Raw genomic sequence first — 8,267 nt, forward strand, 5'->3', positions numbered from 1 at the left:
AGGGTTCAGTGACACATGCATTCACTGACACACCGCCTTCGCGAGCAAGCCCGCTCCCACAGGGGATTTGTGTTGTTAGCACTATTTTGAAAGGGGCCGATGACTGCCATGACCGAAGACACCATCAAACGCCGCGCCAAAGGCCTGGACCGGGCGTTCGATATCCTCGATTTTCTCAAGGAGATCGGCCAGCCCCTGCGCCCGAATGATATTGCCAGCGGCATCGGCAGCCCCAAGTCCACGGTCTATGAACTGGTCGCCTCACTGCTGGAACGGCGCATCCTCGAAACCGTGGGCAAGGACGGTCACGTCTACCTCGGCCGCCAGCTGTACTTCCTCGGCCAGGCGCACCTGCGTCACTTCGACCTGACCCGCGAGGCCGATCACGCCCTGCAGGAGATCGTCAGCCAAACCCACGAAACCGCGCAGATGTGCCTGCTCAACGGGCGCAAATACACGGTGGCGCTGATGCGCGAGGGCGAGCGGCATTTTCGCATTTCCTCGGACATCGGCGAAAACGCGCCGATCCCCTGGACCGCGTCCGGGCGCCTGTTGCTCGGGCATTTGAGCGACAAGCAGATCATCGACCTGATCGACCACGACGACTTTATCCTGCCGGACGGCCAGCGCTTGCCGCTGGAGACCTTCCTCGCACAAATCCGTCAGGCCACCCTCGAGGGGTTCTTTTCCTTCGACAGTGTGGCCGACACCTTTACCCATTGCTTTGCCGCCCCGGTACGGGACGCGCAAGGCATCAGCATTGCGACCCTGTGCATCGTCGCCCCACGGGCCGATGCGCTGAAAAACTACAACGACTATCGCCGGGTGCTGATCGACAGCGCCAACAACCTGGCCCGTCGCATCAACGAATAGGAGCATTTCATGTCTGCCATCAATGCCGTTGCAAAGGGCGCCGCCGCCGTCGGTGCCCACCTGGTCCGTGACGTCAGCCTGCCCGCCCTGGTGCTGCACCGCGAGGCCCTGGAACACAACATTCGCTGGATGCAAACCTTCGTCAGCAACAGCGGCGCCGAGCTGGCGCCCCATGGCAAGACCAGCATGATGCCCGCGCTGTTCCAGCGGCAGATCGCCGCCGGCGCCTGGGGCATCACCCTGGCCAGCGCGGTGCAGACCCGTGCCGCCTATGCCGGTGGCGTGCGCCGCGTGCTGATGGCCAACCAACTGGTGGGCGCGCCCAACATGGCGCTGATCGCCGACCTGCTGGCGGACAAGGATTTCGACTTCCACTGCATGGTCGACCACCCGGACAACGTCGCCGACCTCGGCCTGTTTTTCGCCGCCCGTGGCCTGCGCCTCAACGTGATGATCGAATACGGCGTGGTCGGCGGCCGCTGCGGTTGCCGCAGCGAACAGGAAGTGCGCGACCTGGCCAAGGCGATCAAGGCCCAACCGGCCCTGGCCCTCACCGGGATCGAAGGCTACGAAGGGGTGATCCACGGCGAGCACGCCATCAGCGGCATCCGCGACTTCGCCGCGAGCCTGGTGCGCCTGGCGGTGGATCTGCAAAATAACGGCTCTTTCGACCTGCCCAAGCCCATCATCACCGCCTCGGGCTCGGCCTGGTATGACTTGATCGCCGAGTCCTTCGAAGAACAGAACGCCGCTGGCCGCTTCCTCAGCGTCCTGCGCCCGGGTAGCTACGTGGCCCATGACCATGGCATCTACAAAGAAGCGCAATGCTGCGTGCTCGACCGTCGCAGCGACCTCAGCGAAGGCCTGCGCCCGGCCCTGGAAGTCTGGGCCCATGTGCAATCGATGCCCGAGCCGGGCTTTGCGGTGATCGCCCTGGGCAAGCGTGACGTGGCCTACGACGCCGGTTTGCCGGTGCCGCTCAAGCGCTACAAGGCGGGCGTTGTCGGCGCTGAAGGTGATGATGTGAGTGCGTGCAAGGTTACGGCGGTGATGGACCAGCATGCGTTCATGACCGTCGCTGCTGGAGTTGAGCTACGCATTGGCGACATCATTTCCTTCGGCACTTCGCACCCTTGCCTGACCTTTGACAAGTGGCAGGTGGGTTGCCTGGTGGATGAGCAGTTGCAGGTGGTTGAGAGTTTGCATACCTGCTTCTAGACCGAGTCGCTCCCTTCGCGAGCAAGCCCGCTCCCACACTTGACTGTATTCACAAATAGAAATCTGTGAACCCAATCCAATGTGGGAGCGGGCTTGCTCGCGAAGAGGCCATCAGCCACACCCGAGACCCCATCATGACTGTCCACCCCCACATCGCCCTCATCGGCGAATGCATGATCGAACTGCAACACCGCGCCGACGGCAGCCTGCACCAAAGCTTCGGCGGCGACACCCTGAACACGGCGGTGTACCTGCGCCGCGAGCTGGGCGATAGCGGCAACGTCGACTATGTGACGGCGCTAGGCGATGACAGCTTCAGCGACGCCATGTGCCAGCAATGGGCCGACGAAGGTCTCGGCCTCGGCATGGTCCAGCGCCTGCCCGGGCGCTTGCCGGGTTTGTACTGCATCCAGACCGACGCCAATGGCGAGCGCAAATTCCTCTACTGGCGCAACGAAGCCGCCGTGCGCGACTGCTTCACCACACCCGCCGCCGAACCGATCCTCGCCGCACTGGCGGATTACGACGTGGTGTATTTCAGCGGCATCACCCTGGCGGTGCTGGGTGAAATCGGCCGCGAGCGCTTGCTGCACACCCTGGTCGAAACCCGCCGGCGCGGCGGCAAGGTGGTGTTCGACAACAACTACCGCCCGCGTTTGTGGGCCAATGTCGAGGCGGCACGCGTGGCGTATCGCAAGGTCCTGGCCGAGGTGGACATGGCCTTGCTGACCGAGGATGACGAGCGCGCGTTGTTTGGCTATGCCAGCAGTGAGCAGGTGTTTGCGGCGTATCCGAGGATTGAGGAAGTGGTGCTAAAGCGTGGTGCGGAGGAGTGCCTGATCCGGTTTGAGGGCGAGCACTTTGCGGTGCCGGCGATCAAGGTGGAGAAGGTGGTGGATACGACGGCGGCGGGGGATTCGTTCAGTGCGGCGTATTTGGCCAGTCGGTTGAAGGGCGGCTCGCCGGAGCAAGCAGCGGTGGCGGGGCATGGGTTGGCGAGTCGGGTGATTCAGTTGCCGGGCGCTTTGATTCCGCGGTGAGTGGCCGCCTGCGACGGTTCGCGAGCAAGCCCGCTCCCACAGGTGACCGCGTTTTATCTGAAGGAATACGGTCAAATGTGGGAGCGGGCTTGCTCGCGAAAGCGGTCTAAAGCCAACCCTCAATCGCGGTAAAACACCTGCACCAAGTGATAGCCAAACTTGCTCTTGATCGGCCCATGCACCACCCGCAGCGGCTTCTTGAAGATCACCGCATCGATCACCCCCACCATCTGCCCCGGTCGAATCTCCCCCAGATCACCGCCGCGCTTGCCCGATGGGCAGGTGGAGTACTTCTTGGCCAGCACGTCAAAGGCTTCGCCCTTGGCAATGCGCTGCTTGAGTTGTTCGGCTTCTTCGCTGGTTTTCACCAGGATATGACGGGCTTGGGCTTTCATTGATCTCTACCAGGTACCTGCAACGGCGGGCGATTATGCCTGAACTCATTCGACCACGCTGATCATGCTGCGGATTTTCGTGGCCAGCAGGTCGATGGAAAACGGCTTGGCCACCATGTCCATGCCGTCCTCCAGGAAGCCTTGGCGCTCGGCGGCTTTTTCCGCGTAACCGGTCATGAACAACACGCGCAGGCCCGGCCGGTGCTGGCGGGCGATCTCTGCCAGTTGCCGGCCGTTCATGCCCGGCAGGCCGACATCGGTGACCAGCAGATCCACGCGCAAATCCGACTCCAGTAGCGGCAGCGCGGTGCGTGCATCCGCCGCCTGGTGCGCGGTGTAGCCCAGCTCGTCGAGCACGTTGACCACCAGCATGCGCACCGCCGGGTCGTCCTCGACCACCACCACGGCTTCACCGGCCAGGGCCACCGGGGCTTCCGCGAGGCTGGCCGGCAGGCTGCTTTCCAGCGCAGTGCCATGCAGGCGCGGCAGGTACAGGCGCACGCAGGTGCCCTGGCCCGGTGCGCTGTGGATGGTCACGTGCCCGCCGGACTGCTGGGCAAAGCCGTAGATCATCGACAGCCCCAGGCCCGTGCCTTGGCCGATGGGCTTGGTGGTAAAGAACGGGTCGAACGCCTTGGCGAGGATCTTCGGCGCCATTCCCGCGCCGTTGTCGCATACGCCGAGCATCACGTAATCGCCGGCTTTCACCGGTTCCAGGGTGGTGATGTCGGTGCCGTCCAGGTAGCTGTTGGCCGTTTCGATCAGCAGTTCGCCGCCGTCGGGCATGGCGTCGCGCGCGTTGATTACCAGGTTGAGCAGGGCGTTTTCCAGTTGGCTGGCGTCGGTGTTCACCGGCCAGATGTCGTGGCCCAGTTGCACCTTGAGCGCGATATGCGCGCCCTTGGTGCGGCGGAACAGCTCTTCCAGGGACGCCACCAACTGGTTCGGGTCCAGCGGGCGGCGGTCCAGGGACTGGCGCCGCGAAAACGCCAGCAGGCGGTGGGTGAGGGCGGCGGCGCGGTGGGCGGACGACACGGCGGCGTCGGTAAAGCGGCTGATTTCATCGCTGCGCCCGGCGGCGATGTAGCGTTGCATCAGGTCCAGGCTGCCGATGATCCCGGTGAGCATATTGTTGAAGTCGTGGGCGATGCCGCCGGTCAGCTGGCCCACGGCTTCCATCTTCTGCGCATGGCGCAGGGCGTCTTCGGCGCGCTCGCGTTCAAACATCTCGTTTTGCAGGCGCTGGTTGGCTTCGGCCAGCGCCTGGGTGCGCTGGGCCACGCGTTCTTCAAGGTTTTCGTTGAGGTGGCGCAGGGCTTCTTCGGTGAGTTTGCGTTCGGTTTCGTCGATCACAAAGATGTAGAAACCATTCACCGAGCCGTCATTGCTGAACCGCGGCAGGTACTTCATCAGCGCGTGACGCGGGCGCCCGTCGCGGTGCGGGGTGATGGTCTGGAAGCTGCACGCCTTGCCCTTGAGCGCCGCGTTGATCTGATCCTCGCGGCCGGCATACACCTCGTCGCCGAGCACTTCGCGGATGGTCTTGCCGTACAGCTCCTGGGGCGTCATGCCGTACCACTCCAGGTACGCGCTGTTGTTCAGGCGAAAGCGTTGTTCGTGATCGACATAACCGATCAGCACCGGCATGGCGTTGATAATCAGCTGCAACTCGGTCTGGCTTTGGCGCAAGGCCTGCTCGGTGTGCTTGCGCTCGGTGAGGTCCAGTGCCGCGCCGAGAAAACGCGCCGGGCGGCCCTGGTGGTCCTTGTAGCAACGCCCCCGGGCAAACACCCAGCGCACCGTACCGTCGGCTTGCAGCAGGCGGTATTCCTCGGCGTATTCGGTGCCAAAGGTGATGCAGTGCTTGATGCTGCGCGCCACCATGCCACGGTCTTCGGGGTGCACGCCTTGCAGGTAGGCGCTGATGGGCAGCAGGCTGGCGTGGTCGGGCGCCACGCCGTGCAGGTAGGCGAAGTGGGCGTCGGCGATAAAGCGGTCTTCGCCGATATCCCAATCCCAGGTGCCCACGGCATCGGTGGCGGCCAGCGCCAGTTGCAGGCGTTGCTCGGTGTTGTGCTGGGCCTTGCGGCGTTCGTTGGTTTCGATGGCAGTGACCAGGATGCCGGCGACGCTGCCGCTTTCATCGCGCACCGGGCTGTAGGTCAGGTCCAGCCAGATCTCGGTGTCGCGGTGATTGCGTTGCAGGATAAAGCGCTGTTCGGTGAAGGTGCGCACCTGGCCTTCAAGCACCGCGTTGTAGATCGGCGCGGTGAAGCTTTGCAGCTCCGGCCAGGCCTGGTGCGCCGGCTGGCCGAGGGCGTCGGGATGCTTGTTGCCGGCCAACAGGGCAAAACCGTCGTTGTACAGCTGGGTCAGTTGGCTGCCCCACAGCAGGAGCATCGGCATCGGCGAGTGCACGACGATATCCACGGCGGTGCGCAGGCTTTGCGGCCAGTCGTTGATCTCACCGAGGGGGCTTTGCCCCCAGTCCAGCCGCGCGATCAAGGCGGCGGCTGTGCTGACGGTGGGTGTTCCATTCATGAAAAAGCCCTGAGCGTAATGCTTTGAAATATGACAAACGCCGATTATCCCGTGAGCCGGGAACGGCTGACTACCCCTCGAAAAATAGCATGCATTGGGGTTTTGTCTTCAAATGAGTGTGTCAGGGCTGAAACCTTTCATCTTCAAGCCAGCTCGGGGCGGTCGCGAAACTCCTCCAGGGCCTGCGGGTTGGCGAGGGCGTCGGTGTTTTTCACCGGTTCGCCATGCACCACGTTACGCACCGCCAATTCGACGATCTTGCCGCTGATGGTGCGGGGGATATCCGTGACAGCGAGGATTTTTGCTGGCACATGGCGCGGCGTGGTGTTGGCGCGGATCACCTGGCGGATCTGCTGTTCCAGGGCCTCATCCAGTTCGATACCGTCGTTGAGGCGCACAAACAGCACCACCCGCACGTCATCCTGCCAGCGTTGGCCAATGGCCAGGCTTTCCAGCACCTGGGGGACTTTTTCCACCTGGCGATAAATTTCCGCCGTGCCAATGCGCACGCCGCCAGGGTTGAGCACCGCGTCGGAGCGCCCATGAATCAACAGGCTGCCGTTGGGCCGTTGCTCGGCGTAGTCGCCCTGGGCCCACACGCCGGGGAACTGGCTGAAATACGAGGCGCGCAGCTTCGTTTGCTCGGGGTCGTTCCACAACCCGATGGGCATGGCCGGGAAGTGCCGGGTGCAGACCAGCTCGCCTTTTTCGCCGACCAGCGCGCGGCCCTGGTCATCCCACACCTCGATTGCCATCGCCAGGCTCTTGCACTGCATCTCGCCCCGGCGCACCGGCAGCACCGGGTTGCCGATCACAAAGCAGGAGACGATATCGGTGCCGCCGGACATGGACGACAGGCACAACTGCGCCTTGATCTCGCGGTACACGTAGTCGTAGCTCTGTGGCGACAGCGGCGAGCCGGTGGAAATCAAGCCCTTGAGGCTGCGCAAATCGTGGCTCAGGCGCGGTTGCAGGCCGGCCTTTTCCAGGGTGGCGAGGAACTTGGGGCTGGTGCCGAACACGCTGATCCGTTCGGCGTCGATCAAGTCGATCAAACGCTCTGGCCCCGGATGAAACGGCGAGCCGTCATACAGCACCGCCGTGGCGCCGATGGCCAGCACCGAGACCAGCCAGTTCCACATCATCCAGCCGCAGGTGGTGTAGTAGAACAGGCAGTCCTCACGGTTCAGGTCGGCATGCAGGCCGTGTTCCTTCAGGTGCGTAAGCAACACGCCGCCGGTGCAGTGGACGATGCATTTAGGCACGCCGGTGGTGCCGCTGGAATACAGGATGTACAGCGGGTGGTCGAAGGGCACGGCGAGGAATTCAGGCTCGCCGCCGGGTTGGTAGAAGTCGCCCCACAGGCTGACGCTGGCCGCCGTTTGATAGTCCTCGACCTGCGCCTGGGGCCGTGCGTACGGCACGACGATCAGCTGTTCCAGGGACGGCAGGCGTTCGAGGATTTCATTGAGCTTGGCGCTCTGGTCGATGGTTTTGCCGGCGTAGCGGTAACCGGCGCAGGTCATCAGCACCTTGGGTTCGATCTGGCCGAAACGGTCGATCACGCCTTGGGTGCCGAAGTCTGGCGAGGAGCACGACCAGATTGCCCCGAGGCTGGTGGTGGCAAGCATGCCCACCAGGGTTTGCCAGGTGTTGGGCATGCAGGCGGCCACGCGGTCGCCCTGGGTCACGCCGATGGCCCGCAGGCTTTGCTGCAGGCCGGCGACGTGGGCCGCCAGTTCGGCGTAGGTCAATTGTTCGCGCTGGCCGTCTTCACCGATGGCGACCACGGCGGGGTGGTCGTCGCGGCGGCGCAGCAGGTGCTCGGCGAAGTTCAGGGTGGCGCCGGGGAACCACTGGGCGCTGGGCATTTCATCGCCTTCGACCAGCACGGCGCTGGGCGGGTGGTGAAACTGCACGTCGAAGAAGCTGACGATGGCCTGCCAGAAGTCGGGGCGCTGGTCGATGCTCCACTGGTGCAGGGCGGGGTAGTCGGCGAGTTGCAGGGCGTAGCGCTCGTTGATGTAGCGGCGGAACTGGTCCATGCGCGTGGCGGCGATGCGTTCCGGGGAGGGTTGCCAGAGGATGTCGGACATAGGCACGTCTCTTGTTTTTGTATGAAGTCTTCCAGACAGCACAGGCCAAATGTGGGAGCGGGCTTGCTCGCGAATGCGGTGGATCAGTACAAGATGTGCTAGCT

The 8,267-nt window shown here is 63.7% G+C and carries 6 protein-coding genes; 3 read left to right on the forward strand and 3 right to left on the reverse strand.

All coding sequences use genetic code 11. The annotated features are described in order from the left end of the window. The first annotated feature begins 108 nt into the window (after nt 1–108). The 3 genes from NUV89_RS25315 (at nt 109) to NUV89_RS25325 (ending at nt 3,131) form a co-directional block, all read left to right on the forward strand. Complete coding sequence (locus NUV89_RS25315) at nt 109–873, forward strand: IclR family transcriptional regulator (RefSeq protein WP_257783474.1); 765 nt, start codon at nt 109–111, stop codon at nt 871–873. A gap of 9 nt (nt 874–882) precedes the next feature. Continuing rightward, nucleotides 883–2,091: an amino acid deaminase gene (locus tag NUV89_RS25320; RefSeq protein ID WP_257783470.1), complete on the forward strand. Its 1,209-nt coding sequence runs from the start codon at nt 883–885 to the stop codon at nt 2,089–2,091. 134 nt (nt 2,092–2,225) lie between these two features. After that, on the forward strand, nt 2,226–3,131 hold the full coding sequence (locus NUV89_RS25325) for a sugar kinase (protein WP_257783471.1): 906 nt from the start codon (nt 2,226–2,228) through the stop codon (nt 3,129–3,131). A 119-nt stretch (nt 3,132–3,250) separates the two neighbouring features. Here NUV89_RS25325 and NUV89_RS25330 read toward each other — a convergent pair whose 3' ends face one another. The 3 genes from NUV89_RS25330 to NUV89_RS25340 all read right to left on the reverse strand — a co-directional run bounded on the left by NUV89_RS25330 (nt 3,251) and on the right by NUV89_RS25340 (nt 8,163). Further along, a complete protein-coding gene (locus tag NUV89_RS25330; protein ID WP_017737235.1) occupies nt 3,251–3,526 on the reverse strand; it encodes a peptidylprolyl isomerase in 276 nt (91 codons plus the stop codon). Nucleotides 3,527–3,571: 45 nt separating this feature from the next. Next, nucleotides 3,572–6,067 (reverse strand): PAS domain-containing protein, encoded by a 2,496-nt coding sequence (locus NUV89_RS25335; protein WP_257783472.1) that lies wholly within the window; start codon nt 6,065–6,067, stop codon nt 3,572–3,574. Between the two features lie 143 nt (nt 6,068–6,210). Beyond that, the gene (locus NUV89_RS25340) at nt 6,211–8,163 is read right to left on the reverse strand and encodes an acetoacetate--CoA ligase (RefSeq protein ID WP_257783473.1); all 1,953 of its coding nucleotides are present in this window, start codon (nt 8,161–8,163) and stop codon (nt 6,211–6,213) included. Between the last annotated feature and the right edge of the window lie 104 nt (nt 8,164–8,267).

It is taken from the genome of Pseudomonas sp. 18.1.10 (assembly GCF_024655625.1).
In the GTDB taxonomy this organism is placed as follows: Bacteria; Pseudomonadota; Gammaproteobacteria; order Pseudomonadales; family Pseudomonadaceae; genus Aquipseudomonas.